Raw genomic sequence first — 25,477 nt, 5'->3', positions numbered from 1 at the left:
CGCACGGCCCTGGTTCGGTCCGTGGAAGGCAACCGAAACGAAAGGGAGTGAACGTGTCTTGACACTAAGCAAAGCCGGCGCCGGCTTCATAGGCGCACTTCTGGCTGGTCTGTCGATGCCCAGCCTGGCCCTCGCGGCCGACATGATCCTGACCAACGGCAAGGTATTCACCGCCAACACCGCGGCGCCGAGCGCCGAAGCGGTGGCAATCCGCGATGGCAACATCCTTGCCGTCGGCAAGCTCGCCGATGTCGAAAAGGCGGCCTCGGCGGACGCGGAAAAGATCGACCTCGGCGGCGGCATGCTGCTGCCCGGCCTGATCGACGCCCACGTCCACGCGTTGTTCGCCGGGTTCAATTCGGTCTCGGCGATCCTGCCCGAGGAAAGCCGCGCCATCGCGGAGCTCGGCAAGTTCGCAACGGAATCGATCGACAACAAACGCGGTTTGGTGGGCGATGTCCTGCGCCTCGGCGTCATCACCGCCGCTTACTGGCAACCGGCGGAACTCGACGGGCTGTTCAACGCGGCCCCTTACGACAAGATGCCGGTCGTGCTGGTCGGCTCAGACGGGCATACCGGCTGGGCCAACAAGGCACTGCTGACCCGCGCCGGAGTCACCAAGGACTTCGTCGACGGTCTCGCCGAGGCCGACCGCAAATTCTACACGCTAGGCGCGGATGGCGCGCCGAACGGTTTTGTCGCCGATGCTGGCTGGGACAAGGTGCTGACGGCGCTGCCACCGGTTCCGCTCGAGGCTCAGAAGGAAGCCCTACGCGCCGCCGTCAAGGAGATGAACGGCGACGGCATCACCGCCTGGCTCGACCCGATCGTCAATGTGGAGCCCACGGGCGCCATCTTCAGCGCCTCGCCGACGAAGGAACAGGAAGGCATCCTGCCGGCCTACAAGGCTTTGGCCGACAATGGCGAGTTGACCGCGCATGTCACCGGCATGGCGCTGCTCAACGCGGCCAGCGGTCCGCAAGCCATGGAGGTCTATGACACGCTGGCCACCAAATACCCCAAGAGCGACCGTTTGATGGTAGGCGGCATCAAGATCTTCGCCGACGGCGTCATCGAATATCCGGCTCAGACCGCGTCGCTGTCCAAGCCTTACAAGAACCTCGGCACGCCAGGACCGGAGGTGATCGGCACCGACAAGTTCAAGGCGCTGGTGACGGAAGCCGACAAGCGCGGCGCCCTCGTCCACATTCACGCGATCGGCGATCGCGCGGTGACCGAGGCACTGGATGGCATCGAGGCGGCACGCAAGACGAATGGCGACAGCGGCATTCCGCACACTATCACCCATCTCGAAATCGTACAGCCGCAGGACGTCCCCCGCTTCAAGCAACTGGGCGTCATCGCCGCCATGCAGTTGATCTGGGCGCTGAAGGACGAGTTCACCACCGACATGCTGGAGCCTTATCTCGACCCGGCCTTCATGCAGTGGATCTATCCGGCCAATTCGCTGCTCAAGGCCGGTGCCACCATCGCCGGCGCTAGCGACTGGCCGGTGTCCTCGCCCAATCCCTTCCTGGCCATCCGCACGGCGATGAACCGCGAGGGGCCTAAGGGGGTGTTGCTCGACAAGGAGGCGGTGAGCGCGGAGGCGATGCTCTACGCCTACACGATCAACGCGGCCAAGGCGTTGCGTCGCGCCGACCGCATCGGGTCGATCGAGCCCGGCAAGGCCGCGGACTTCGCGCTGGTCGATCGCGACGTGCTGTCAGTCTCCGCCAAGGAGATCGGCGACACCAAGGTTGTCTGGACCATGTATGGAGGCAAGAAGGTCTACGAAGCCAGACCGCAATAATCGTTTCGGCCCGCCGTCGACCCGGCGACGGGCCGTTCCTTCGGTTTGGTGAGCGCCATTGAGTGGCGACGCAGCCGAACGTTGGCGCCCGGAGCGAAACACCGCCGCCGCTGACAAGCGGCGCCCGATGCAATATCATACTGTCACTGAAAAGGCGCAGAGACCCGCTAACTCCGATTTAACCAACCGTCTTCACCAAACGAAAGGTGGGGGTCGTTAGAACGTGCAGTAAGACAGCGTACCGTTTCAGGCCGATCCTTCAATGATGCAGACCAACTCCCAGAGCCCAGAGGCAGCGTCCGCCAACGCCGCGGCCACGCCTTTCGGCTCGCGCCGGCGCCGCGCCGAAACCCGGTGGTCGCTCGACGCGCTACGGCTGCGCCTGCGCCGGTTGAACCGCGACCAGAGCCTCTATCCGAAACTGTCGTTCAGCATTGGCCTGGCTGTGCTCTGCGCAACAGTGCTGGCCACCATGATCCTGTCGCGGGCGTGGAATGATTTCGCCGAGGCCAGGCAGAACCTCTACGACATCCAGTATTATCGCCAAATTCTCGATGCCGCGAATTTCCTTTCAGCCGAGCGCGGACCAGCCAACAACGTCATGTCGGAGAGCCCCTCGCCCAGCGATGCCTCCCTGAAGCGCCTGGCGGATTTCCGCGCCCGCAGCGACGCCGCTCTCGCTGGTCTGGCCGCTGCGCCGGAGGTGCCTTTCCTGCTCCATGACCATCCGGTGCCGTCCGCGCTTCTCGCGGCTGTCACGGCGGCGCTGGCCGAGGCAAGGGACAAGGTCGACCAAGTCCAGGCCTCCAAGGGCGACGAGGCCAAGCTTCGGGCGATGCAGCAGGCGATTGAGGCGATGTTCGACGTTTCGGACCGCTTTCGCTCCGTAGTGACGTGGCGCTCAAACGAGTTGATCAGCCACGACAGCGGACTGGCGGCGCCGGCGCTCATCGGCCAGATGCTCGCGGATCTGCGCGAATATGGCGGCCGGGCGGCCTCCGAGGTGATCGCGCCGCTTGCCTCGCACCAGCGTATCCCACTGCCCAACATCATCGACGCGCGCCAGAGCCAGGGTCGCATCTACGAAATCTGGCAGATGCTGCACAGCCAGACCGCGCTCAACGCCGTGCCCGACCTCGCCAAGAACCAGGCCGCCATCGACGCGCTGTTCTTTGGCGTCGGCATGGACCTCATCGACAAGGTCATCAAGGAAGGCAAGGATTCCACCAACTACTCGATCACCGCGACCGATCTGACCACGCGCTTCGTGCCGACCATGAAGCCGATCGAGGACTACCGCATGGCCTTCCTCGACGAAATGGTGTCGCGCTTCTCGATGGAGCGTGACGGCGCTTTGCGCCTCTTCCTTGCCGTGGCATTGGCAACGGCGGTCATTCTCGCGGTCTTGATCGGCGTGCTTTTGGCTGTGCGCCGCGACGTCTTCCGCCCGCTGCTGCAGGCGCATGAGGAGGTGATTGGCCTGGCCGAGGATCGCCCGCCAGCCGCGCGCGCCGATCTCGGCGGTGCCGGCGAGATCGTGCGCCTGTTCAATGCCATCGACGTGTTGCAGGATAGGATGCGCGAGCGCGCCTCGCTGACCAGCGAGCTCAGGGTGCAGGCCGAGACCGACGGCCTGACCGGCGTGTTGAACCGACGCACGCTGGACCATATCGCCCAGAATGGCGGCGGCAGGCTGCCCGCTGACGAAACGCTGTGTCTGGTGATGGTCGACATCGACCATTTCAAGAACATCAACGACAGCCATGGCCATCTCGCCGGCGACCGGGTGCTGGTCGACACCGCGACATTGCTGAAGCGTGAGACGCCAGCCGGCGGCGTCGTCGCCCGCTTCGGTGGCGAGGAGTTCGCGCTCTTGTTTGCCTGTCCCGACATCGACCATGCCGCCCACCTCGCCGAGGGCATCCGCATGACGCTGCAGGGACATCGCTTCACCATTCCCGGCGGTGCTCAGCTCGCCATCACCGCCAGCTTCGGCGTCGCCTGCGGCCAGCGCAGCCCCCGCGACTGGCGCCACCTGGTCGAACGCGCAGACAGGGCGCTGTACCAGGCCAAATCCGACGGTCGTAACCGCGTGTCGGTCGCACCCGACGTTGTGCGACGCCAGGCTAGCGCCGAAGGCGGAAGGCGCATGCCGATCCGCGGCAGCCGTTAGAGGGCAGCTGTGTTGCGATGGGGGAATTGCGACATCGCCGGCTATGCCGGATGTCCAGGGACCAAATGCCTCGCTGCGGCTTCGCACCGCAAGGCAAACCAGCAGGTCACTGAGCCACCCCTGCCGAAAACCTGTTTCAGCAGGGGTGGCCGGCGATCTGCTATTTTTGCATTTCCGCCTTGGTCTTGGCGACCGCGTCGGCGCTCATCTCGCCAACAGTCTCGACCTTGCCGTCCTTTATCTTCCACAGGCGGAACGGGCCGGTGATGTCGCCATACTGGTCGAAGGAGACCGGGCCGATGACCCCCTCATACTTCACCGGCTTGCCCTCCTTGATCAGCGCCAGCGCCTTGGTGAATTCCGCCTTGCCGGCATGGATCGGTGCGCCACCTGCCGCGACAACTTCCGGAATGGCCGCCTTGATCGCGGCGGCATCGCCCCTGCCGGCCTTGGCTATCGCCAGCGCCACGATCGCGCCCGCATCGTAGGAACGGTCGGCGGCAGGGGCGTCCGGCTTGATACCGCCTGAGAAGGCCTCATAAGCGCCGTAGAAATAATCGGTCGACGCCGTCTTGCTGGTGCCGGACGACGTCCCATAGGCCTCTTTCAGATACTGCGCGCCGACCGCGTCGATGAACTCGGCCGAATTCATGCCGTCATTGAGCAGGAATTTCTGGGCTCCGCCGCCGGAAATCCAGGCGCGGGCGATTGTCGCACCATCGACCGGGTAGCTGACCAGATAGAGCGCTTCCGGCTCGCCCGCCATGGCTGCGCTGGCTTCCGCGGAATAGCTCGCCTGCTTCTCGTTGTAGGGTGTCGTCGAGGTGATGGTGCCGCCGAGCTTCTTGTAGGCGTCGGCGAATTCCTTGACCATGTTGACGCCGAAGTCGTTGTTGACATGGATGATGGCGAGCTTCTTCAGGCCCTGGTCGATCGCATATTTCGCTGCGGCGGTGCCCTGCAGGGCATCGGAGGTGATGGTGCGGAAGAACACACCATTGGTCTTGCCGTCCTTTCCAAGCGTCGTCAGCGTTGGGGAGGACGAGGCCGGCGACACCTGCACGACACCGGCCGGCGCGGTTACCGAGGTCAGGATCGGGATCGACACCGACGAGATGATGCCGCCGATGATCACCGGCACTTTCTTGATGTTGACGAGCTGGGTCGCCTGATCGACCGCGACATTACCCTGGCTCTGGCTATCACGCGTATCGGTGATCAATTTGCAGCCGCCAACACCACCGGCTTCGTTGAAATCGCGGAAAGCCATCTCGACCGATTTCGCACCGGCCTGTCCGTATTCGCCAGCAGGACCCGTGAGCTCCATGACGAGGCCGACGGTGATGTCGCAATCGGCGGCAAGCGTTGGAAGGGAAGAAGCGGCAAGTGCAGTCAGCACGGTGGTGGCGAAAAGATAGTTCTTCATGTCATTCCCCTTTGTTGTGGCCCTGCTGCCGACACGGCCTTGTTTTGGTCTGCAAAGACGGATTTAGCTGGCAAGCTGGCGTCAGGCCGCTCCCTTGTTCAGGTTGTATTTCATGATCGATCCGTGGCGGCCTTCACGATCGCGCTCGAGCGCGTAGACATCGCCTTCAAGTTCATGCGCCTCGGCAAGCACGGCAGCTATCTGTTGCTGATCCTCGGCGGTCAGAACGATGTCGGCAATCGCGAGGTTGGAAGCCAGATGCGCGCGGCTACGAGCGCCGACGATGACGCCAGCCACCGCCGGACGCAGGAGCATCGCCGCGCTGGCAATCGTGGCTATATCGACGTCATGGCGATCGGCTATGGTTCGCAAGGTCCGCAACAGGCGCTGGAACAAGTCCCAGCCGCCGAAATCGTCGATGATCAGCTTGTATTTGACGAGTGAACGGTTCTCGTAGGGTTCGACCGGCTCCGGCGCACCGAGCCAACGGTCACCCAGAAAACCGCCGGCGACGGTGCCATAGCAGAGCAGCGAGAAGCCTTTTTCGGCGGCCAGCGCCGCCATTCGTTTGGCCGGTCTGGCGTCGAGCAAGGAATATTGCACCTGCATGGAGGTCAAGGGCACGCCTGAAGCTACGATCTCCTCGACATGGCCGGTGTCGAAATTGGTGCCGCCGATCTTGTCGATCTTGCCGGCGCGCCTCAGCTCTTCCAGCCAGCCCGCCGTCTCCAGCCAGCGCGACGCTTCATAATCCCACCAGTGGAACTGCACGAGGTCGAGCCGATCGAGGTTGAGGCGCTTCAGCGACTGATCGATGACGCCTTCAACGTAGGCTTTGGTGATGCGCGGCAGCACGTCGAGGTCGGGCACGAACTTGGTGTGAACCTTGATGCGGTCGAGCGCGGTCTGCCCGCGCATATCCCGGTAGCGCAACCGGAAGCGACCGATCAGCTCTTCCACCCCAGTGTAGATGTCAGCACAGTCGAAGGTGGTGATGCCGGCATCGACGAATGCGATCATGTCTGCCACGGGATCGTCGCTGCGCGCGGCTCCATGGCCGCTGGCCATCTGCCAGCCGCCGCGGATAACCCGCGAAATCTCGTAGTCCGGCGCCAGTCTTGTTCTCTGCATGCTGTTCGTCTCAGTGGTCCTTCAGCGGCACCGCGGTGGTTTCAGCGTGGCTGAAGCGGCGCAGGCCGGTTCGGGTAATGCGAAACCGCGAGCTGCAATTGGGATCCGGACAGGCGACTTCCGCGTCCGTCGTCATCCAGTCGTTCTTGTGGGTTGGCCTCTGCTTGGCCGGCAGAAGCGGCAGCAACGCCGCCAACGAATAGATCGAGAAGCCTTGCCCAGGCGGAAGATGCAGCATCTCCCCGCGCATCTCGAAATAGTCGCCAACCTTGGCGCCACAATAGATGGGCCCGCCTTCCGGCGCCGTCACCTCGACGCGCAGGTCGTAAAGCTCGAAGGAATCGTCGTGCCGCTCAACCATGCCGCAGCTTCTGCTTGTCCGCATCCTCGGCATCGAGACGCCCTCGGATCAAGTTGAAGGAGCGCGTGATGTCGTCGGTCAGCGCCTTTACCGAGCCCGCAACGTCGCGGCGCTCCAGGGCGTCGATCAGCGCCCAGTGGTGATGGGTGGCCGGGATGTCACGGTTCCCGTCATGGATCTGGGCGGCGGCGCGCACATAGGGGCCGGATTGCAACCAGAGGCTTTCCACGATCGGGATCAGCACCGCCGAACCGGCGGCGCGATAAATGTAGAAATGGAAGGCGTGGTTGAGTTCGGAAGTCTTATGCGCCTTGTCGCGATCGCTGCTGGCGAAGGCGGCCTCGCACGCCGCCGTCAACCGACGCAGCTCTTCGAAATCGGAAGCGGCAAGATTGGACGAAGCCAGCGCGGTGACCTGCCCTTCGATCAGGCAACGCGCGCGGGCCAGATCTTCCAGCCTTTCGCGCGTGATCAGCGGCACCCTAACGGATCGATTGGGCAAGGCTTCCAGTGCCTGTTCCGAGACCAGACGGCCCAGAGCCTCGCGCACGGGCATCGTGCTGGTCTCCAGGGTCTCGGCGAGATCCACGATGCGCATCATTTGGCCCGCGTCGAACATACCGTGGATCAGCGAGCGGCGCATCTCGGCGTAGACGCGATCATGCAGGGTTTCGCGGCCTACGGGCGAAAGAGCACCACGCCTGCTCACGCCGCACCTGCGACCAAGGAGCGGACGGAAATCGGCGCGCGACGGTTCTTGCGATCAGGCATTTTGTCCACCATTCGAAACCGGATGCCAGTTCGATTTTTCTAGTTGCATTTCGCTGCGATGTAAAGTTTGATCAAACATCATCGATCAAAATTCTTCGATTGACCACAATGCAGCCTGTCGCAGACACACCTTCCGCTCTTCCGCACGCCGACAGGCGCGCGGAGCTCGTCAAAGCTCAGGACCTGGTGAAACAGTTCGGCGGCCTGCGCGCGGTTGATCATATGTCGATCGCGCTGCATCGCGGCGAAATGGTTGGGCTGATCGGCCCAAACGGCGCTGGCAAGACCACCCTCTTCAACCTTTTGGCCGGCAGTCTCACGCCGACATCCGGTTCGATCAGGATCGGCGGCGTCGAGGTTGCGCAGGAACGCCCGGAACGGCGCATCGCCCGTGGCATCGGCCGTACCTTCCAGATCCCTCGTCCGTTTGCGGAAATGACCGTGTTGGAAAATGTACTGGTCGGCAGTCAGAACCAGGCTGGCGAGCATATCTGGTCGAATTTCCTGCGGTCCGGTCGTGTCGCCGTCCAAGAACGCCAGGCTGTCGAAAAGGCGCGTTCGCTGCTCGACTTCGTCAATCTATCCAGTCTCGAAGCCGAACCGGCGCGGGTGTTGTCCGGCGGCCAGCGCAAGCTTCTGGAACTGGCGCGTATGCTGATGGCCGATCCCGAGACCATCCTGCTTGACGAACCGGCGGCCGGCGTCAACCCGACGCTGCTCGAACTGATCATCGATCGCGTGCTCGAACTGAACGGTCAGGGCAAGTCGATCCTGCTCATCGAACACAACATGGACATGGTGGCTCGGCTGTGTGGCCGCGTTGTTGTCATGGCGGCGGGAAAGTTCCTGACCGAAGGCTCGCCCGCCAAAGTTTCGCGTGACCGAACCGTGATCGAAGCCTATCTCGGCGAGGTTACAGTATGAGTGGCCAACAGCCTCCAGTTGCTCTATCGACCCGTTCCTTGGTCGCCGGGTACGAGCGCGACCTGCCCATCGTGCGCGGTGTCGATTTTTCGATCCGCGCTGGCGAACTTGTCATCGTGCTCGGCCCCAATGGCGCGGGCAAATCTACCTTCGTCAAGGCGATCGCCGGGCTGGTGCCGATCCATTCCGGGACCGTCCTTCTTGGCGATTTCGACAGCACCGCCGTTCCGACGCACGAGAAAATCCGCCACGGCCTGGCTTTCGTGCCGCAAACCGAAAACATCTTCGCAACGATGTCGATCCACGACAACTTGCTTCTGGCCGCGAACGTGCTGCCGAAGGAAAAGCGCAGCCGCCGTATCGCCGATCTCTATGCAATGTTCCCTGACCTCGCCGGACGCCCCTCCTTGCGCGCCGGCCAGCTTTCGGGCGGCCAGCGCCAGATGCTGGCGGTGGCGCGCGCGCTGATTGTGGAACCCGCCGTGCTGATCCTCGACGAACCGTCGGCCGGTCTTTCGCCGAAGATCGTGCAAGAGGTCTTCGCGCAGCTCAAGGCGATCAACGAAGCGGGTGTCACCATCATCCTGGTCGAACAGAATGTGAAAGCGGCTCTCGCCATTGCCGACCGAGCAGTCATACTGGTGGAGGGACAACTGCGCCACGAAGGTCCTGCCGCAACCCTGGCCAACGACCCGATCGTCGCCGAACTCTATCTTGGCGCGCGGCGCAGCGGCGAGGTACCGACGCCATGAACCCGCAACTCATCATGGACGGACTGATCGCCGGATCGATGATCGGGCTCGGCGCCATCGGCATCACATTGACCTATTCGATCCTGCGCTTCGCCAATTTCGCGCATGGCGAAATGATCAGCTGGGGTGCTTATTTTGCCTTGGCGGCGAGCGGCCTGATCGGCTCCCTGTCTGGCGCGCTGCTTGCTCCGATCGGTCCGTTTTCCTTCGGCTGGTCGCTGCCGCTGGGCATCGTTGCCGCCATGGCCTTGACCGCGGGCCTCGCTTTGCTCGTCGACGCCTTGCTGTTCGGTCCACTGCGGAAAAGGCGCAGCGCCATCATCATCATGGTCATGGCAAGCTTCGGCGCCTCGCTCGCGCTCCGCAGCACGCTGGAATTCATTTTCACCTCGAAGCCCGCTTATTTCTCGAAGGCACTGCAGATCGCGCTTCCGCTTGGCGGTGGGCTCAGGGCAACACCCGACCAACTCTTGTCGCTGGCCGCTGCAGCCACGCTCGTGCTCGCAGTCCATATCATGCTCACGCGCACGGCAATCGGGCGTTCGATGCGCGCCGTCAGCGAAAATCAGCAGCTTGCCGGAGTTGTCGGCGTCGACGTACGCCAAGTCATCCGCACCGTTTGGGTGCTGGGTGCGGCACTTGCCTGTATCGCCGGCGCGATGGCAGGCCTGCTGGTGCAGATTCGCCCCTATATGGGCCTGGATCTGCTGTTGCCGCTGTTCGCCGCCGCGATCCTGGGCGGGATCGGCAGCGTTCCCGGAGCCATGCTGGCCGGTTTGATCGTTGGCATAGCGGAAGCGCTGGGCGTGCAGGTGATCGGCGCCGAATGGCGCGCGGCGGTCGCCTTTGTCATCCTGGTCGCCGTCTTGTTGTTGCGCCCGCAAGGCCTGTTCGGGAGAGCCGAATGAGCGTCGAATTGATCGCCTACGCCGCCTTCTTCCTGACCATGGCTCTGACCTATGCGGTCATGTGCCTCGGCCTCAACGTGCAATGGGGTCAGACCGGCCTGTTCAATGTCGGCGTCGCGGGTTTTGTCGCCATCGGTGCTTATGTCTCGGCGCTGCTGACAACCCCTGATGCACCTGACCGCTTCGGCGGCTTCGGCCTGCCGATCCTTGTCGGCTGGTTGGGCGCGGCCATCGCCACCGGACTTGCCTCCTTCCTGGTCGGTTGGCTGACGATCCGGCTGCGCGCCGACTACCTCGCCATCGCCACCTTCGGTGTCGCGGTGACGGTGCAGCTCATCGCGCTCAACCTGCAAAGCGTTACGGGTGGACCCTTTGGCATCGGCTTCATCCCGCGCCCCTTCGCCGCTTTCGCAAGCGATCCGCTGGCATTCAGCCTGCTCAATCTTGGCGTTCTGGTGGTCGTGGTAATTCTGCTCTACCTCGCACTCGAGCATCTGCTGCGCAGCCCATGGGGACGCGTGCTGCGCGCCATCCGGGAAGACGAAACCGCCGCCCTCGCGCTCGGCAAGAACGCCACCCGGTTCCGTCTGCAGGCCTTTGCCATCGGCGGCGCCATAATGGGATTGGCGGGGGCTACCCAGGCACACTTCGTCGGCTTCATTGCACCCGACAATTATGTGCCGCTGCTCACCTTCCAGGTCTGGGCCATGCTGATCGTCGGTGGCTCCGGCAACAATCGCGGCGCGATCCTCGGCGCCGTCCTGGTGTGGGGGATTTGGGCGGCCTCGGCGGGTGCCATCGCGGGCCTGTTCCCGCCGGACCAGCAAGCCCGTGCCGCTGCATTGCGCATCGTCATCATCGGCGTCGGTCTTTGCGCCATCCTGCTGTTGCGACCCCGAGGCATCCTTGGCGAAGAACGCATTGTTTCGCGCCATCTCGCCCGTCTCTCGGCCAGGCAAGCGGCGTCCACGAACCCCACCAATCCAAATCCCTGAACGAGGCACATGATGCTAACAACTCCCGAGCGCACGACGCTTGCCGGGCTCGACATCAGCCGCCTGCTTTGTGGGCTGTGGCAGGTGGCCGATCTGGAGAAAGGTGGTACGCCGCTCGATCCGGAAAACGGCGCCGACGCTCTGCAGGCTTATGTCAACGCCGGTTTCGACACGTTCGACATGGCCGACCACTACGGAAGTGCCGAGATCATCACCGGCCGCCTGCTGGCGCGTTATCCTTCCGGAAAGCGTTCGCTGGCCTTCACCAAATGGTGCCCTGAACCCGGGCCGATGACGGCGGATGTGGTCCGCAAGGGCGTGCAGGAAAGGCTCGACCGGCTCGGCGTCGACAAGGTCGATCTCCTGCAGTTCCATTGGTGGAGCTTCGAGCATCCCGCCTGGCTCGACGCCCTGCATGAAATGGCGAAGCTCAAGAACGAGGGTTTGATCAGCGCCATCGGCGTCACCAATTTCGACGCCGCCCACTTGGCCCTGGCACTTGCCGACGGTGTCCCCCTCGCCTCGAACCAGGTTTCCTTCTCGCTGGTCGACCGCCGCGCGGCCGGTCCGCTTTCGGAGCTTTGCCAGCGCACCGGCGTAAAATTGTTCGCCTATGGCACGCTTTGTGGCGGCTTCCTCAGCGACAAATGGCTGGGTGCCTCGGAGCCCGCCTCGATCGCCGACTGGAGCCGTTCGAAATACAAGCGTTTCATCGATGCTGCCGGCGGCTGGCAGGCGTTTCAAGACATTCTGGTCGCAAGCGGCGAGATCGCCCGCAAGCACAAGGTCTCGATTTCCAATGTTGCCACGCGCTGGGTTCTCGAACACCAGGCGGTGGCGGCGGCCATCATCGGCGCCCGACTTGGCGAGAACGAGCACCGCGACGACAATTTGAAGGTCTTCGGCTTTGCGCTCGATGCCGAGGACAAGGCACGGTTGGAGGCCGCCTTCGCCGAAACCCTGCCCATTCCTGGCGATTGTGGCGACGAATATCGCCGCCCGCCTTATCTCACCGCCTCGGGCGATCTCAGCCATCATCTCGACGCACTGCCCTCCATCTACGTGGCCGAGGCCATTCCCGGACGACCGGGGCGTTCGCGCGTATCCTCGGGCAGCGTGTGGGAGCCGATTGCCGGCTATAGCCGTGCCGTGCGCATCAAGGACACGATCCATGTGTCCGGCACCACTGCCACCCACGGCTCCGACCGTTGTGTGGCACCCGGCGATGTCGGCGCGCAGACCACCTATATCCTCGACAAGATCGTAGCTTCGATATCCGCGCTCGGCGGACGGGTGGAAGACGTGGTGCGCACCCGCATCTATCTTCGCGATGCAGCGCAATGGGAACCGGCATCCCGCGCCCATGGCCGCGTCTTCGGCGAGATCAAGCCAGCCAACACCATGGTCGCCGCAGGCGATCTGATCGGCGACTACGAGGTTGAGATCGAAGCGGTCGCTGTTGTCGGCTGATTGCGTCCCGGAGGTTTAGGGATCAGGCCACAACATCGACGGCGTGGAAACGCCGTAAGTCATGCCCGGTCCGGGCGGACATTGAGACCGAACGCCAGCAGTTCGCGCGTGTAGTCCTGCGCTGGCGTCCGCACCACCTCTTCTGTCCGGCCGGATTCGACCACGTCACCCCGCCGCATGACCATGAGGCTATCCGCCATATGCGCAACGACCTTCAGATTGTGGGTGACGAAAAGCATCGACAGGCCGCGGCTTTCCTTCAGCTCGGCCAGCAGGTTCAAAATCTGGGCCTGCACCGAGACATCGAGTGCAGAAGTCGGCTCGTCGAGGATCATCAGCTTCGGCGCCAGCGCAAGCGCCCGCGCGATCGCGACACGCTGCGCCTGGCCGCCGGAAAGCTCGCGCGCACGACGCTCGAGGAAGTCCGACGGTAGGCCGCAGTCCGATAAGAGGCTCTTGATCCTGGCGCGCATGGCGAGGTTTGACCGGTCTCCTCGCGCGAGCATCGGCTCGGCGATTATCTCGGCGATCGTCAGGCGCGGGCTGAGCGAGAGAAAGGGGTTTTGCGACACGACCCCGATCTTCTGACGTACGCGCCGCAAAACATCGCCGTTCAGGGCCAGCCAATCCTGCCCCTCAAGCCTCACCGAGCCGCTTTCAACCGGCAGCAATCGCAACAGCGCGCGCAGAAGACTGGTTTTGCCGGACCCGCTCTCCCCGACGATGCCGAGGGTTTCGCCCCTGGCGAGCTCGAAACTCGCGCCGTTGACCGCCGGCTTCGGCGCCGCCGCGAATAGGCCGCGGGCGCGGTAGCGGACGACGAGATCGCGCACCTCGAGGATCTGCGCCGGGCTCATGCCGCATCTCCCGGCAGATGGCAAAGCCAGCGATGCGTCGCCGCGTTCCGCTCGACCGGCGCCTGCGTGGCGCAGATCAGCATGGCCCGCGAGCAGCGCGGCGCAAAGGCGCAACCCTTGATCGGCGCACGCGGCGGCGGGATCGAGCCTTCGATGGCGGCAAGCCGCGCGCCGTGCGGCGCGGCGTCAGGCAAGGCGGCCAGCAAGGCGCGGGCATAAGGATGACCCGGCCGCTGCAGCACATCGGCGACAGGGCCGGTCTCGACCGACAGTCCGGCATAGAGCACCGTCGCGCGGTCGCAGGCTTCAGCAATCACGTCCATGTCGTGGGTGATCATCAGAACGGTCAGCCCGCGCTCGGCCACCAGCTTGCGCAACAGCGCCAGAACCTGCGCGCCGACCGAGACGTCGAGCGCCGTGGTCGGTTCGTCGGCGATCAGGAAATCAGCGCCAGTTGCCAGCGCCTGCGCGATCACCACGCGCTGCTGCATGCCGCCCGACAGCTGATGCGGATAGCTTTTCAGCACCCTTTGCGGATCAGGCAATCCGGTGGCGGCCAGAAGATCGATCGCCTCGGCCAGCCGCGCCTTTCGCGACATGTCGCGATGCGCGCGCAGCACGTCGTCCATCTGCCGCGCGATGCTGAGCACGGGATTGAGCGCGGCAGCCGGGTCTTGCGCGATCATGCCGATGCGGCGGCCGCGCAGGCGGCCGGCATTCTGGCGCAAATCCTCGCCGTCGAAATGCAGCCGCTGCGCCACGATCCGCGCCCCTTTCGGCACCAGCCCCAAAAGGGTCATGCCGGTCATGGTCTTGCCGCAGCCGGATTCGCCGATCACGCCATGGATTTCGCCGCGTTCGATTTCGAGACCGATGGAACGGACGGCGTGCACGTCGCCGTCGGCGGTGGGAATGGAGACGGAGAGGCCGCGGATTTCAAGCAGCGCCATGACGCGCCCCTTCTTTGCGATCCCGCAGCGCATCCCCAAGAACGCTGAAGGCCAGCGCGATGAAGAAGATCGTCAGGCCGGGCATGGCCGAATACCACCAGCGCGCGGGAAAGAACTTGCGCCCGGCATCGACCATCTGCCCCCAGTCGGCCGTCGGCGGCAATATGCCGAGGCCAAGGAAAGACAAGGCCGCAGCCGTCAGCAAAGCCGGCCCCACGTCCAGCGCCGCCTGCACGGTCAGCGGACGCGCGGTGGCGGGCAGGATGTGGCGCGCGATGATGCGAGTGTGCGAAACGCCGGCGAGCCGCGCCGCCTCGACATAGGGCTGCCCGCGCAGCACCAGCACCTCGGCGCGGGCAAGCCTGGCATACCAGGGCCACCAGGTAACGGCGACCGCGATGATGGAGTTGAGGAAACCGGGGCCAAGCGCCGCTGCCATCAGCACCGCCAGCAGCAGCGCCGGAAAGGCCAGGAACACATCGGTGCCGCGCATCAGCGCCTCGTCGATCCAGCCACCGAAATAGCCGGCCGCCAAACCGACAGGTAGGCCGATGAGCAGCGAAAACAGGACAATCAACACCCCGTTCGTCAGCGAGACGCGGGTGCCGTAGATGACGCGGCTGAGCACATCGCGCCCCAGATGGTCCGTCCCCAGCCAGTAGTCGGCCGAAGGCGGCATCAGCTTCGCGGCTATATTAGGCGCGCCTGCCCCCTGCCCCGGATAGGGAGCGATCCATGGCGCAAGCACGGCGACAAGCACGAACAGGACAACAACCCCGAGAGCGACGGTGCCAGGCCAGCCAAGGCGGTGGAAGAGCCGGCTCATGACAGCGCCACCCGCGGGTCAACAAGGGCCTGGGCAATGTCGATGACGAGGTTCATCACGACATAGCAGATCGTCACCACAATGGTGACCGCCGCGATGACCGGAAAATCCTTGGCAAGGACCGCTTCGGAGACATAGCGGCCAAGGCCTGGCCAGGCGAAGATGATCTCGACCAGAACCGCGCCGGTCAGCGCGTAGGCAAACGACAGGCCAATCACGGTCAGCGCCGGTCCCATGGCGTTGGGCAGCGCGTGGCCGAACAGGATGCGCAGCTCCGACAGCCCGAGCGCCCGCGCGGCGGTGACGTGGCGGCGCTCAAGGATTTCGATCATAGCCGAGCGCGTCAGCCGCATCGCCACCCCGGCGGGATAGGAGGCCAGGGTCAGCGCCGGCAGGATCAGGTGTTTCAGCGCATCGCCGAAGGCGTCGAGCCGTCCGGCGAGCAACGCGTCGATCAGGTTGAAGCCGGTGATCATCTGCAAGGGCGCGCTGATCGAAATCTCGCGCGACAGCCGTCCGGACAGCGGCAGGATGCCCAGCCATTGCGCGAAGACGAGCTGCAGGATCATGGCGAGGAAAAAGGTCGGCATCGCCACGGCAGCGATGGCGCCGAGGCTACCCAGCCGGTCGGCCCACTTCCCTTGTCGTGCGGCGGCGACGACACCGAGCGGGATGCCGATCAGAAGCGCCAATCCGGTCGAGAACACGGCCAGTTCAAGGGTCGCCGGAAGATAGGCACGCAAATCCTCGGCGATCAGGCGCCGCGATTTATAGGAAACGCCGAATTCGCCGGACGCCATGGCTCTGGCGAACCCGGCGAAACGCTGGATGAGCGGCGCGTCGAGATTGAGTTCTTGACGCGCCTTTTCGATCTGTTCGGCTGTCGGACGCGGCCCCGCATAAAGCGCCGCGGGATCCGAGGGAACCACCTGCGCCACGACGAAGACCAGAAACGTCACCCCGACCACGACAAAGGTGGAGAGAACCGTCCGACGCAGGATGTAGCGCAAGAGTTCCATCGGACCGCAGGCAGCCCTAACGGCTCATTTCGTTGACGAAGGTGACATGTCCGTAGGCTGGATTGTCGACATAGCCTTTGATGTTGGAGCGAATGATGTGGACATTGGGACGGTCGAGCATGAACACGGCCGCCGCGTCCTCGATCACCTTGCGCTGTGCCTCGATGAACAGTTTTTCGGCACGCGGACGATCAGTGCCGGACAACTTTGCCGCCTCGTCGATCTTGGCGTCAACGTCGGGGTTGGAATAATAGCCGAGGTTGAAGTTCGGCTTCTCCTCGCTGTGGAAGAGATTGAAGAGATAGTCGTAGGGCGTGACGAAAGTCGGCCACCAGACCATCACGAAAATGTCCTGGGCTGCCTTCGGATTCGACTTGCCAAGCTGCCACTGCGCTTCCCAAGCCATCGGCTGCAGCGTCAGCGTGATGCCGAGCGTTTCGAGATTAGCCTTCCACAACTCCCCGGCGACGGCAGACAGGCTCTGGCTGGTGGTATAGGTCATCACCAGTTCCAGCCCCGGTGCGACGCCTTCTTCCGCCAAAAGCGCCGCGGCGGCCTTCAGATCGGTGTGCGGGATCGGCGCTTCGGTGTCGTGGCCCCAGATCCCGGCGGGCACCACGCCCTTGGCGCGCGTGCCGAGCCCCATGGTGCCGGCGGCGATCACATCGTCATACGGAAAGGCCAGCGACAGCGCCTGGCGAACCTTGGGCCGGTCCAGCGGCGCGCGTTTTACATTGTAGAGACCGAACAGCGTTTCGAAGGACGGATTGACCGCCACCCTGAGATCGGGGTTGGCCTGCATCGCCTTCAAGTTTTCGAAGGGGATGTTCTCGGTCCAGTCGGCCTGGCCGCTTTCGATCATGTTCTGGGCCAACGTCGTGTCCTCGACGATCTCGAAGGAAACCGTCTTGAAGGCGCCTTCCGGAACCTTGCCCCAATAACCGTCGACCCTATCCAGCACGGCGCGCTGGCCCGGCTCGTAGCGGGAAATCTTGAACGGTCCCGTGCCGGCATCGTTACCTTTGTTGAACCACGCATTGTCCTTGTCCAGCGAGGCCGGCGCATAGATCCAAGCGGCGAAACCGGCGGAAGCGATCAAGTCCAGCGGCTGGGTATCGGAAAGCACGAAAACCACCGTCAGCGGATCGGGGGTCTGGATGGCGGAAACCGATCCCCAGATGAAGGACGCGCCACCGCCGATCTTCTTGGTGCGCTCGATCGAACCCTTCACCGCCTCCGACGTCAACGCGCTGCCGTCGTGGAACTTCACGCCGTCGCGCAGATGGAAGGTCCAGGTCTTGCCGTCTTCGCTGACATTCCAGGATGTAGCGAGCAGCGGCTCGATCCTGGCCTGGCCCCCTTCCCCCGCCGGGATATAGCGCGTCAGCCCCTCGTAGGCATTGGCGAGCACCGCGCCGTCATTGGAGAAGGAGGTAGCCGGATCGAGATCCGGGAAGCTGGTCGGATAGGCAAGCGTGAAGATGCTGCCCTTGCCTTGCGCCATGCTGACATTCCAACGCGAGCTGGCGGCGGTCGCGAGCGCGGCAAGCGCTGCGGTCTTCAGAAGGTGACGACGGTTCATTTCAATCTCCCATTGATCGATGGCCCGTATGGATCAGGCGTCTTCTTGGTAATGCGGCACCGCCGGGGCATCGGCGGACACCCCCATCGGCACGAAGTCGAAGTCGTAGCCGAAGGCGCGCGGGCCGACGGACTCCAGTGCGATATCGCTGCGCAGCAGCACCGGCGCCGGCATCGACAGCACGTCGATGCGCAGACCGTAACGCAGTTCCTCGGTGCCGATCGCACGCCCGGTTTCGGAATCCACGATGCAGATCAGGTCCGGCACCATGGTGAAGATCTTCTCGCCTTCGCGCGCGATCAGATATTCGTTCTGGATTTCCACGACGAGGCTGCGCCCCGCATCCTCGTCGAGCCCGGCCACGGTGAGCTGGCCGCGGGTAAAGCCCGCCATCACGCGGCGGCTGATATCGGTGACCTTGCCGCGCATCAGGCGCGCGCCGCCCGACTGTTTCAGGATCGCCTCGACCGGATCGGCCTTCGCCGCCCGCGCGGCCAGCACCGCATCGCCCAGGCTCCAGGCCTGGCTGGTGGTGTGCGGCACGCCGAAACGGCGCACGAAATCGCCCGACATCGGCGCCGTCGTCATCAGCGCCGTGCAGCCCATGGCGATAGTGCCGGCGCGCAGCAGCTTTTCCAGCATTTTTGGCGTGGTCGCCTCGGTCACGATCATAACGTTGCCGTCCGCATCAGCGAGCCCGGCGGGCTGCACCGCCTGGCCGTGGATGAAGAAGGTCGTCATCTGCACTTCCGGAAAGGCGCGCCCCATGCCGTCCGCATCGACCACCGGCAGGTCGACCATCGCCGCCGTCAGCATCGGCGCGATGCCGTTGCCGCCGCCCACCTCGTCGCCGAGCAGCGCGTCGACCTTGCGGCCGAGATGCCGTTCCAGTGCATGCAACAGCCGCACGCCTTCGCCGCCCTCGGCGATCTTCTCGATACCAACGGTCGGCGCTCCGATGCCGCCAAGGCCGAGGATCTGCGCATCCGGCGCCATGTCGGCCGGCCGCACCATGCGGATGCGTTTGCCGTCGCGCAGCAACGCCTTGGCGCGTAGCAGGCCGTGATAGGTGCTGCCGCCGCCGCCGGTGCCCAAGATACCGCAGCCGATGGCAATGCGATCGATATCGGCTTCGGTCAGCGTCCAGTATTTCATACCCGCAACTCCCCGATCACTTTCGCCGCGACGCGAATGGCGTTGCCGGGCAGATAGGCCAGCGGTGTTTCCTCGATTTCGGCCAATGTCACCGTATCGGCGTCTGCTCCCGCCTCGACAGCGCGCGACCGCGCTTCGCCGACTATGGTTTCGAGCGCGATCTCTCGGCTGGTGCCTTCGAGCGAGACGACGCTGTCGACTTCGCCCGAAACCTGCGCGATGGCCGCGCCGATGGCATTGGCTGAACCGAAGTGATCCGGCTTCAGCGAGATCGAGGTTCCCTCGAGCAGGCCGTCGACCAGCACCGAACCGCCGCCGACCAGAATGGCGGGGATCGGGTCGGCACTCGGCTTCATGCGATCGAGCACCGTCTCGATGCTGGCCTTCATCTGCGCCAGTATCTGGCGGGCGAAGTCGGGCGTGATGTGGCCAAGACGGCTGCGATCGCCGAGATCGACCAGGCCTGCCGCCACGGCGATGTCGGTGGCGGTCAGCGTGTCGCCACCGAAGCAGAGTGCCTTCTGCGACAGGCGGAAACCGACGGAATCCGGGCCAACCGTCGGCAACGCGCCGGGACGCACGATGCTGCCGCCGCCGAGACCGAAGGAATAGACGTCCGGCACGCGGAAATTGGTCGGCACGCCACCGATCATCGCGCCTTCGCTGCGGGTGCGCGGAAATCCCGCCACCAGCATTCCGATGTCAGTCGTCGTGCCGCCGACATCGATCACGGCGGCATCGCCAAGCCCGGTCAGGAAGGCAGCGCCGCGCATCGAATTGGTCGGGCCGGACGCGATGGTGAAGACGGGATAGCGCTCGGCGAATTCCGCCGCCATCAACGTGCCGTCGTTCTGGGTGAGATAGAGCGGGCAATGGAGGCCAAGGGCCGCGAAGGCCGAGCGAAAGGCGCCGACCGTCTCATGGCCGAGTTTGTTCAGGCCTGCATTGAGGATCGTCGCGTTTTCGCGCGACAACAGGCCGGTGCGGCCGATGCGATGCGAAAGACTGATAGCGGCGCCGGGCAACTCCTCCGCCACGATCTCGGCTGCCTCGTTTTCCATGCGCGGATCGACCAGCGCGAAGACCGAGCAGATCGCGATGGCCGGCACGCGTTTGGCGCGCCATTCGCGACAGGCGGCACGGATCGCCTTCCCATCAAGCGGGGCGATTTCGGAACCGTCATAATTTACGCCACCGCCCACCATCACGGCACCGCCTTCGACGATCGGGCGCAACGTATGCGGCCAGTCGATCATCGGCGGAAGCGAGCGCGTCGCCGCGCCGCACAGTCTCAGCACGCCGACCTTTTCCAGATGGCGTCCTTCGACGACGGCATTGAGGAAATGCGTGGTGCCGATCATGACCGCATTGACCGAGGCAGCGATCACGCCGGCTTCCGCCAGCACCGTGCGGATGGCCGTCGCCACCCCCGAAGTCACGTCCGCCGTGGTCGAGGACTTCACCGTCGCCAGAACCTCGGTGCCGCGCAGCAGCGCCGCATCCGTGTTGGTTCCGCCGACATCCACCCCAATGCGCAGCATGACTATCCCTTCTTCTTGCCGGCAACGTCCGCCACCCGGCTGAGCGGGGTCGTCCTTGTGCCGAAAACCTTGTAGAGCCGCAGCACGACCGAGCTCTCGACCCGCCTGACACCGGGCAGCTTGCCCAGTTCCTGGTCGATGAATTCCAGAAGCGCTGTGTGGTCCTTGACGAAAAGCGAGGCGCTGAGGTTCGACGCGCCGCTGGTCGCGGCGAGGTAACCGATCTCGTCATACTCGGCGAGCAGGATGGCCACCTCATCCACCTGCCCTGGCTCGACCTCGATGATCAGCTCGACCTGGACATCGCGTCCCAGCGCCACGGGATCGGGAATGGCGCCGATCACGATCATCTTGTCCTGCAGCAGCGCGGCGATGCGGTTGCGGACCGTGCGCTCGGACACCGAGCCGATCCGCCCCGCGATCTCGGCGGCGGACAACCGTCCGTCTTCAGTCAGATACCGGATGATCTCGCGATCAAGATCATCGACGGGGTAGCGCTGGCTCATCACCATGTTCCATGTCGGCTTTGTGACAGAAGTTTCATTTCCGAAACGGAAATTTGTCAAGCTAAATTGTGCCGTATCGGATGATAGACGATCAGAACTCGCGACTATCGGCCGGATGCGAGCCTGATCGCAGTGCCGAAGCCGCTCATATCAACGAACCAGGACGCATTTCATGCCGTACGCACGCTCCTGCGGGCGCTACCCTAGGAAACCACCGGGCTCGTCACCGAGCCAGGCATCCTGATCGCTCGACGATGGATGATGATATCAGCCGCCTTCTCGCCTAGCGGCAACGCTCAGCGGTCCGGTAGTTGAAAAACTATCCGGGAGAGCGCGGGGCTCTTTGCGGGCCGTTCTGCCGTCGTTGCTATGGCGCTCAGTCGCCAGGTTCGATCATCAGCCGCATACAGGTTTCGGCGGCCGACGGGGCTCGCCGAATTGAGAACCGCTCGATCTTGTTGCGGCGACGACAGGAGTTGCTGCTGCTTCACAGCCCCAAGGAAGGACCGCACCATCTGGATGCGGCTACCAGTTGTCGTAAGACACACAACGCGGTAGTCGAACCGCTAAGACCGCGCTGTCAGGCCGCCAGATGTTCGAAGAGCCTGGCCACCGCTTCCGCGCCGGGGTCGACATGCCCCTCGAGCTGCTTGGCATTGATGTAGGCGGCGCGGCCGGCTTTGGCACGAACAAGCGTCGCGGTGAAGTCCGCACCCTGCCGGGCAGCACCGGCCGCATCGGCCATGCCTTTGCCGAGCGCTTCGAGGGCGGGGGCGAGCGCATCCACCATCGTACGGTCGCCGACCCGGGCGCCGCCGATTTCCTGCATACGCGCCAGTCCCGCCCGCAACGCTTCCCGCATCGGCAGGCCGCTCGATGCGCCGTCGCCGGCGGCGGCGAAGAAGATGGCGAGCAGGACACCGGACGAGCCACCCATCGTCTGGCTGAGTTCCTGGCCGATGGCGCGCAAAAGCTGCGTGTGATCCGAAAGCGGCAGGCGGTCGAGCGCGTTGATCAGCGCACGCGCCGCGCCAGCCAGCGTCGAGCCCGTATCGCCATCGCCGGATTTCGCGTCGAGCGCGTTGAGATCCTGCTCGGCGGCGATCAGCACGTTGCAGCAGTTGACCAGGAAAACACGTGTCGCCGCATGCTGCGACGGCATTGGCATGATCGGCGTCAAACCGTCGGGCAAGGCGGCGACGGTTATTGGCCGAACCGCCGAGACACCTGGCCAGGCGGGAAGCGGTACGGGGGTTTTCAGAAGGTCCAGCTCAACCGCGTCAGCTGGGAAAACGGTGATGGAAAAACCCTGCATGTCGAGCGAGGTCATCAGTGGTGCCGGCCCAACGGCATGGGTGATTTTTTCACCGACGGGCGAGCCGAGGAAATCATGCGCCAGCACCGACATTTCGACGACCGAGGTGCCGCCGAGATTGTTGATCAGCGCAACATGCGGTCCCTCATCCATCACCGCCGCCAGCCGCTCTGCCATCGTGGCAACCGCAGCACGTGCGCCGGCGAAGTCGATCTGCTCCACCCCTGCCTCGCCGTGGATACCGAGGCCGAGTTCGGCCTTGCCTTGCGGGATACGGTCCTCCTTCGGCGAGCCTGGAACACGGCAGGTGTCCAGCGACATGCCGATGGAGCGCGTGCCGGCGATGACGCGCTTGGCGGCGGCCGTCACCGTATCGAGGTTCGCCCCCTGTTCGGCAAGCGCGCCCGCGATCTTGTGCACGAACAGCGTGCCGGCGACGCCGCGCGCCTGCGGCAGGTCGGGCAGCGCGATGTCGTCGCCGACGATCACCATCGAGACATTGAGACCGAAGGCACGCGCCCGCTCGGCGGCGAGGCCGAAATTCAGCCGGTCGCCGGTATAGTTCTTGACGATGAGCAGACATCCGGCAGAACCGGTCACCGCTAGGATGCCCGCCAACACCGCATCGACGCTCGGCGAGGCGAAGACGTCGCCGCACACGGCTGCGGTCAGCATACCCTTGCCGACAAAACCGACATGGGCTGGTTCGTGGCCGGAGCCGCCGCCCGAGACGATCGCCACCCTGGTCTTGTCCCAATCGCTGCGCAGCACGACGCGGATATGCGGATAGCCGTCGAGACGGGTGAGCGCGCCGCCGGACAGCGCCAGCACACCGTCGATCGCCTCGGTGACGACATCTTCGCGCTTGTTGATGAACTGGGACATGGAAATTCTCCTGAAGCTAAGCGCGAGCGGATCAAGCCAGCCGCATGCCAACCGCGTCGAAATAGAGCGGCCGCGACGGTTGGATGCGGATGGTCTCGCCGCCCCTAAGTGGCGAATGTGTGTCGGTGACGGTGATGAGGTCGTGCTTTTTGAAGGCGAGATGCAGGCGCGTCTGGTCGCCGAGATGCTCGACGCGCTTGACGAGTGCCTCCTCGCCCTCGCCTTGCGCGATGTGCTCGGGCCGCAGACCAATGCTCTTGGCGCTCGCCGGCGCTCCGGCGAAAAGATCGGCCGGCAGCACATTGATGTGTGGTTGGCCGAGCCGGGTCGCGGCATAGACGCTGACCGGCTGTTCATAGACCTCGCGCGGCGAGCCGAACTGCACGAGCTTGCCTTCGTTCAGCACGCCGACATGGGTTGCCATCGTCATCGCCTCGATCTGGTCGTGGGTGACATAAAGCAGGGTGGCGCCCGATTTCGCCTGGATGCGCTTCAGTTCGATGCGCAAATCCGCACGTAGCTTCGCATCGAGCGAACTCAGCGGTTCATCCATCAGGAAGATTTCAGGATTGCGCACCAGCGCCCGGCCGATCGAGACGCGCTGCATCTCGCCACCCGACAGCGCCGTCGCCTTGTTGTCCAATTTGTGGGCGATCTGCAGGACCTCGGCGACCTCCTTCACCTTGCGTTCGATGACGTCTCGCGGCGTCTTCAGCAGCGGTGACTTCAGCGGGAACTCCAAATTCTGGCGAACCGTCAGATGCGGGTAAAGGGAATATTGCTGGAAGACCATGGCGACGTTACGCTCGGCCGGCGACAATCCCTTCATCGACCGACCGCCGAGATAGACTTCTCCGCTGTCGGGCTTGTCGAGACCAGAGACCATGCGCAGCATCGTCGTTTTGCCAGCTCCTGTCGGACCGAGCAGCACGACAAAGGCGCCGTTGGGAATTGTCAGCGACACATTGTCGAGCGCGACTGTGCCGCCAAAGGTCTTCGTCACCTTTTCAAGGACGACCTCAGCCATGTCCCTGCACTCCTTCATTGGCTTCGGAGATGAGCGCCTTGCCGGTCTCCGCATCGAAGAGCGATAGCGTGCGTGTATCGAAGTCCAGCCCAATCAGATCATCCTCGCGCACCGTCCGCGCCGAGGAAATGCGCGCCTTCAGTTCGCCGTGTTGGGTCGCCAGCGTCACGATCTGGGTCGTACCGAGATATTCGACGGCGCTGACACGACCGCGATAGACGGCATCGTCCCGGAAACTGACATGCTCCGGCCGCACGCCGAGCGTCAGGCGACCGGCGCGGCCTTCGCGCGCGGCAGGCACCTTGACCTTGATGCCGCCGAGATCGACGCTGTTGCCGTTGATGCCGATCATGCCCTCGAAATCGAGGAAGTTCATCGACGGGGAGCCGATGAACTGAGCGACGAATTTCGTCGCCGGCCAGTCATAGATCTGCTGCGGCCGGCCGAACTGCTCGACCACGCCATGGTTCATGACGACGATCTTGTCGCCCATCTGCATGGCTTCCAGCTGGTCATGCGTCACATAGACGGTGGTCGCGCCCATGCGATCGTGCAGTGCCCTGAGTTCCTCGGCCATATGTTCGCGGAACTCGGCATCGAGTGCGCCGAGCGGCTCGTCCATGAAGAATGCCTTCGGCCGCCGCACGATGGCCCGGCCGAGCGCCACGCGTTGGCGGTCGCCACCGGAAAGCCCACCGACGGGTTTGTCGAGGATGTGCTCAATCCTGAGGATGCGGGCGACTTCCGTGACACGTGTCCTGACCTCCTCGCGCTTCATCCCCTGGCTGACTAGCGGATAGGAAATGTTCCTGCGCACGTTCATGTGTGGGTAGAGCGCGAACATCTGGAATACGAAAGCGATGTCGCGCTGGCTTGCCCGCTTCATGCCGACTTCCTCGCCGTCGATGAAGATCTCGCCCGACGTCGGCAGTTCGAGACCGGCCATCATCCGCAGCGTCGTCGTCTTGCCGCAGCCGGACGGGCCGAGCAGCATGAAGAACTCGCCGTCCTCGATGGTGAAACTCGAGGACTGAACGGCTGTGAAGGGGCCGAATTCCTTGCACACGTTCTGGATTCTGATCTGCGCCAT

General features: G+C 64.1%; 22 protein-coding genes. 7 read left to right on the top strand and 15 right to left on the bottom strand.

Annotation, left to right across the window (positions count from 1 at the left end; translation table 11 throughout):
• Positions 1–58: 58 nt before the first annotated feature.
• A complete protein-coding gene (locus FZF13_RS18030; RefSeq protein WP_024923569.1) occupies positions 59–1,813 on the top strand; it encodes an amidohydrolase in 1,755 nt (584 codons plus the stop codon).
• A gap of 262 nt (positions 1,814–2,075) precedes the next feature.
• A complete protein-coding gene (locus FZF13_RS18025; RefSeq protein ID WP_024923570.1) occupies positions 2,076–3,986 on the top strand; it encodes a GGDEF domain-containing protein in 1,911 nt (636 codons plus the stop codon).
• A gap of 160 nt (positions 3,987–4,146) precedes the next feature.
• Here FZF13_RS18025 and FZF13_RS18020 read toward each other — a convergent pair whose 3' ends face one another.
• The 4 genes from FZF13_RS18020 to FZF13_RS18005 all read right to left on the bottom strand — a co-directional run bounded on the left by FZF13_RS18020 (position 4,147) and on the right by FZF13_RS18005 (position 7,613).
• On the bottom strand, positions 4,147–5,412 hold the full coding sequence (locus tag FZF13_RS18020; RefSeq protein ID WP_024923571.1) for an ABC transporter substrate-binding protein: 1,266 nt from the start codon (positions 5,410–5,412) through the stop codon (positions 4,147–4,149).
• Between the two features lie 81 nt (positions 5,413–5,493).
• Entirely contained in the window at positions 5,494–6,543 is a 1,050-nt protein-coding gene (locus FZF13_RS18015) for an aldo/keto reductase (RefSeq protein WP_024923572.1), read from the bottom strand.
• A 10-nt stretch (positions 6,544–6,553) separates the two neighbouring features.
• Entirely contained in the window at positions 6,554–6,904 is a 351-nt protein-coding gene (locus FZF13_RS18010; protein WP_024923573.1) for a TIGR04076 family protein, read from the bottom strand.
• Positions 6,897–7,613: a GntR family transcriptional regulator gene (locus tag FZF13_RS18005; RefSeq protein WP_024923574.1), complete on the bottom strand. Its 717-nt coding sequence runs from the start codon at positions 7,611–7,613 to the stop codon at positions 6,897–6,899. Before FZF13_RS18005 ends, FZF13_RS18010 begins: the two co-directional genes overlap by 8 nt.
• A gap of 170 nt (positions 7,614–7,783) precedes the next feature.
• Between FZF13_RS18005 and FZF13_RS18000 the strand changes: the two genes are divergently transcribed.
• Genes FZF13_RS18000 through FZF13_RS17980 form a run of 5 tightly spaced genes read left to right on the top strand, consistent with a single transcriptional unit; the run spans position 7,784 to position 12,724 of the window.
• The gene (locus FZF13_RS18000; RefSeq protein WP_024923575.1) at positions 7,784–8,599 is read left to right on the top strand and encodes an ABC transporter ATP-binding protein; all 816 of its coding nucleotides are present in this window, start codon (positions 7,784–7,786) and stop codon (positions 8,597–8,599) included.
• The gene (locus FZF13_RS17995; RefSeq protein ID WP_024923576.1) at positions 8,596–9,351 is read left to right on the top strand and encodes an ABC transporter ATP-binding protein; all 756 of its coding nucleotides are present in this window, start codon (positions 8,596–8,598) and stop codon (positions 9,349–9,351) included. The genes FZF13_RS18000 and FZF13_RS17995 overlap by 4 nt, the downstream gene beginning before the upstream one ends.
• Entirely contained in the window at positions 9,348–10,259 is a 912-nt protein-coding gene (locus FZF13_RS17990; RefSeq protein WP_024923577.1) for a branched-chain amino acid ABC transporter permease, read from the top strand. The genes FZF13_RS17995 and FZF13_RS17990 overlap by 4 nt, the downstream gene beginning before the upstream one ends.
• On the top strand, positions 10,256–11,254 hold the full coding sequence (locus FZF13_RS17985; protein WP_024923578.1) for a branched-chain amino acid ABC transporter permease: 999 nt from the start codon (positions 10,256–10,258) through the stop codon (positions 11,252–11,254). The genes FZF13_RS17990 and FZF13_RS17985 overlap by 4 nt, the downstream gene beginning before the upstream one ends.
• A gap of 12 nt (positions 11,255–11,266) precedes the next feature.
• Complete coding sequence (locus FZF13_RS17980) at positions 11,267–12,724, top strand: aldo/keto reductase (protein WP_024923579.1); 1,458 nt, start codon at positions 11,267–11,269, stop codon at positions 12,722–12,724.
• A gap of 59 nt (positions 12,725–12,783) precedes the next feature.
• On the opposite strand, the gene FZF13_RS17975 is transcribed toward FZF13_RS17980, so the two are convergent.
• The 11 genes from FZF13_RS17975 to FZF13_RS17925 all read right to left on the bottom strand — a co-directional run bounded on the left by FZF13_RS17975 (position 12,784) and on the right by FZF13_RS17925 (position 25,477).
• Positions 12,784–13,581: an ABC transporter ATP-binding protein gene (locus FZF13_RS17975; protein ID WP_024923580.1), complete on the bottom strand. Its 798-nt coding sequence runs from the start codon at positions 13,579–13,581 to the stop codon at positions 12,784–12,786.
• The gene (locus FZF13_RS17970; protein ID WP_024923581.1) at positions 13,578–14,531 is read right to left on the bottom strand and encodes an ABC transporter ATP-binding protein; all 954 of its coding nucleotides are present in this window, start codon (positions 14,529–14,531) and stop codon (positions 13,578–13,580) included. Before FZF13_RS17970 ends, FZF13_RS17975 begins: the two co-directional genes overlap by 4 nt.
• Entirely contained in the window at positions 14,518–15,357 is an 840-nt protein-coding gene (locus tag FZF13_RS17965; RefSeq protein WP_024923582.1) for an ABC transporter permease, read from the bottom strand. The genes FZF13_RS17970 and FZF13_RS17965 overlap by 14 nt, the downstream gene beginning before the upstream one ends.
• Positions 15,354–16,376, bottom strand: a complete 1,023-nt coding sequence (locus FZF13_RS17960; protein WP_024923583.1) for an ABC transporter permease — start codon at positions 16,374–16,376, stop codon at positions 15,354–15,356. Before FZF13_RS17960 ends, FZF13_RS17965 begins: the two co-directional genes overlap by 4 nt.
• Positions 16,377–16,392: 16 nt before the next feature.
• Positions 16,393–17,958: an ABC transporter substrate-binding protein gene (locus tag FZF13_RS17955; RefSeq protein WP_024923584.1), complete on the bottom strand. Its 1,566-nt coding sequence runs from the start codon at positions 17,956–17,958 to the stop codon at positions 16,393–16,395.
• Positions 17,959–17,991: 33 nt separating this feature from the next.
• On the bottom strand, positions 17,992–19,113 hold the full coding sequence (locus FZF13_RS17950; RefSeq protein WP_024923585.1) for a DUF917 domain-containing protein: 1,122 nt from the start codon (positions 19,111–19,113) through the stop codon (positions 17,992–17,994).
• Entirely contained in the window at positions 19,110–20,654 is a 1,545-nt protein-coding gene (locus tag FZF13_RS17945; RefSeq protein ID WP_206078110.1) for a hydantoinase/oxoprolinase N-terminal domain-containing protein, read from the bottom strand. Before FZF13_RS17945 ends, FZF13_RS17950 begins: the two co-directional genes overlap by 4 nt.
• 2 nt (positions 20,655–20,656) lie before the next feature.
• Entirely contained in the window at positions 20,657–21,160 is a 504-nt protein-coding gene (locus FZF13_RS17940) for an Lrp/AsnC family transcriptional regulator (RefSeq protein WP_161773045.1), read from the bottom strand.
• Positions 21,161–21,740: 580 nt separating this feature from the next.
• On the bottom strand, positions 21,741–23,360 hold the full coding sequence (locus FZF13_RS17935; protein ID WP_024923588.1) for a dihydroxyacetone kinase subunit DhaK: 1,620 nt from the start codon (positions 23,358–23,360) through the stop codon (positions 21,741–21,743).
• Between the two features lie 31 nt (positions 23,361–23,391).
• Positions 23,392–24,387 (bottom strand): ABC transporter ATP-binding protein, encoded by a 996-nt coding sequence (locus FZF13_RS17930; RefSeq protein ID WP_024923589.1) that lies wholly within the window; start codon positions 24,385–24,387, stop codon positions 23,392–23,394.
• Positions 24,380–25,477: an ABC transporter ATP-binding protein gene (locus FZF13_RS17925; RefSeq protein ID WP_024923590.1), complete on the bottom strand. Its 1,098-nt coding sequence runs from the start codon at positions 25,475–25,477 to the stop codon at positions 24,380–24,382. The genes FZF13_RS17930 and FZF13_RS17925 overlap by 8 nt, the downstream gene beginning before the upstream one ends.

The organism is Mesorhizobium terrae (assembly GCF_008727715.1).
Lineage (GTDB): Bacteria > Pseudomonadota > Alphaproteobacteria > Rhizobiales > Rhizobiaceae > Mesorhizobium > Mesorhizobium terrae.
This window is presented reverse-complemented; position numbering and strand designations above follow the sequence as displayed.

What these genes read in the sequence shown, in the direction of transcription:
- FZF13_RS18025 (WP_024923570.1), top strand. Translation starts at nt 2,076, where the DNA reads ATGATGCAGACCAACTCCCAGAGCCCAGAGGCAGCGTCCGCCAACGCC.
- FZF13_RS18020 (WP_024923571.1), bottom strand. Translation starts at nt 5,412, where the DNA reads ATGAAGAACTATCTTTTCGCCACCACCGTGCTGACTGCACTTGCCGCT.
- FZF13_RS18015 (WP_024923572.1), bottom strand. Translation starts at nt 6,543, where the DNA reads ATGCAGAGAACAAGACTGGCGCCGGACTACGAGATTTCGCGGGTTATC.
- FZF13_RS18010 (WP_024923573.1), bottom strand. Translation starts at nt 6,904, where the DNA reads ATGGTTGAGCGGCACGACGATTCCTTCGAGCTTTACGACCTGCGCGTC.
- FZF13_RS18000 (WP_024923575.1), top strand. Translation starts at nt 7,784, where the DNA reads ATGCAGCCTGTCGCAGACACACCTTCCGCTCTTCCGCACGCCGACAGG.
- FZF13_RS17995 (WP_024923576.1), top strand. Translation starts at nt 8,596, where the DNA reads ATGAGTGGCCAACAGCCTCCAGTTGCTCTATCGACCCGTTCCTTGGTC.
- FZF13_RS17990 (WP_024923577.1), top strand. Translation starts at nt 9,348, where the DNA reads ATGAACCCGCAACTCATCATGGACGGACTGATCGCCGGATCGATGATC.
- FZF13_RS17985 (WP_024923578.1), top strand. Translation starts at nt 10,256, where the DNA reads ATGAGCGTCGAATTGATCGCCTACGCCGCCTTCTTCCTGACCATGGCT.
- FZF13_RS17980 (WP_024923579.1), top strand. Translation starts at nt 11,267, where the DNA reads ATGCTAACAACTCCCGAGCGCACGACGCTTGCCGGGCTCGACATCAGC.
- FZF13_RS17975 (WP_024923580.1), bottom strand. Translation starts at nt 13,581, where the DNA reads ATGAGCCCGGCGCAGATCCTCGAGGTGCGCGATCTCGTCGTCCGCTAC.
- FZF13_RS17970 (WP_024923581.1), bottom strand. Translation starts at nt 14,531, where the DNA reads ATGGCGCTGCTTGAAATCCGCGGCCTCTCCGTCTCCATTCCCACCGCC.
- FZF13_RS17965 (WP_024923582.1), bottom strand. Translation starts at nt 15,357, where the DNA reads ATGAGCCGGCTCTTCCACCGCCTTGGCTGGCCTGGCACCGTCGCTCTC.
- FZF13_RS17960 (WP_024923583.1), bottom strand. Translation starts at nt 16,376, where the DNA reads ATGGAACTCTTGCGCTACATCCTGCGTCGGACGGTTCTCTCCACCTTT.
- FZF13_RS17955 (WP_024923584.1), bottom strand. Translation starts at nt 17,958, where the DNA reads ATGAACCGTCGTCACCTTCTGAAGACCGCAGCGCTTGCCGCGCTCGCG.
- FZF13_RS17950 (WP_024923585.1), bottom strand. Translation starts at nt 19,113, where the DNA reads ATGAAATACTGGACGCTGACCGAAGCCGATATCGATCGCATTGCCATC.
- FZF13_RS17945 (WP_206078110.1), bottom strand. Translation starts at nt 20,654, where the DNA reads ATGCTGCGCATTGGGGTGGATGTCGGCGGAACCAACACGGATGCGGCG.
- FZF13_RS17940 (WP_161773045.1), bottom strand. Translation starts at nt 21,160, where the DNA reads ATGAGCCAGCGCTACCCCGTCGATGATCTTGATCGCGAGATCATCCGG.
- FZF13_RS17935 (WP_024923588.1), bottom strand. Translation starts at nt 23,360, where the DNA reads ATGTCCCAGTTCATCAACAAGCGCGAAGATGTCGTCACCGAGGCGATC.
- FZF13_RS17930 (WP_024923589.1), bottom strand. Translation starts at nt 24,387, where the DNA reads ATGGCTGAGGTCGTCCTTGAAAAGGTGACGAAGACCTTTGGCGGCACA.
- FZF13_RS17925 (WP_024923590.1), bottom strand. Translation starts at nt 25,477, where the DNA reads ATGGCGCAGATCAGAATCCAGAACGTGTGCAAGGAATTCGGCCCCTTC.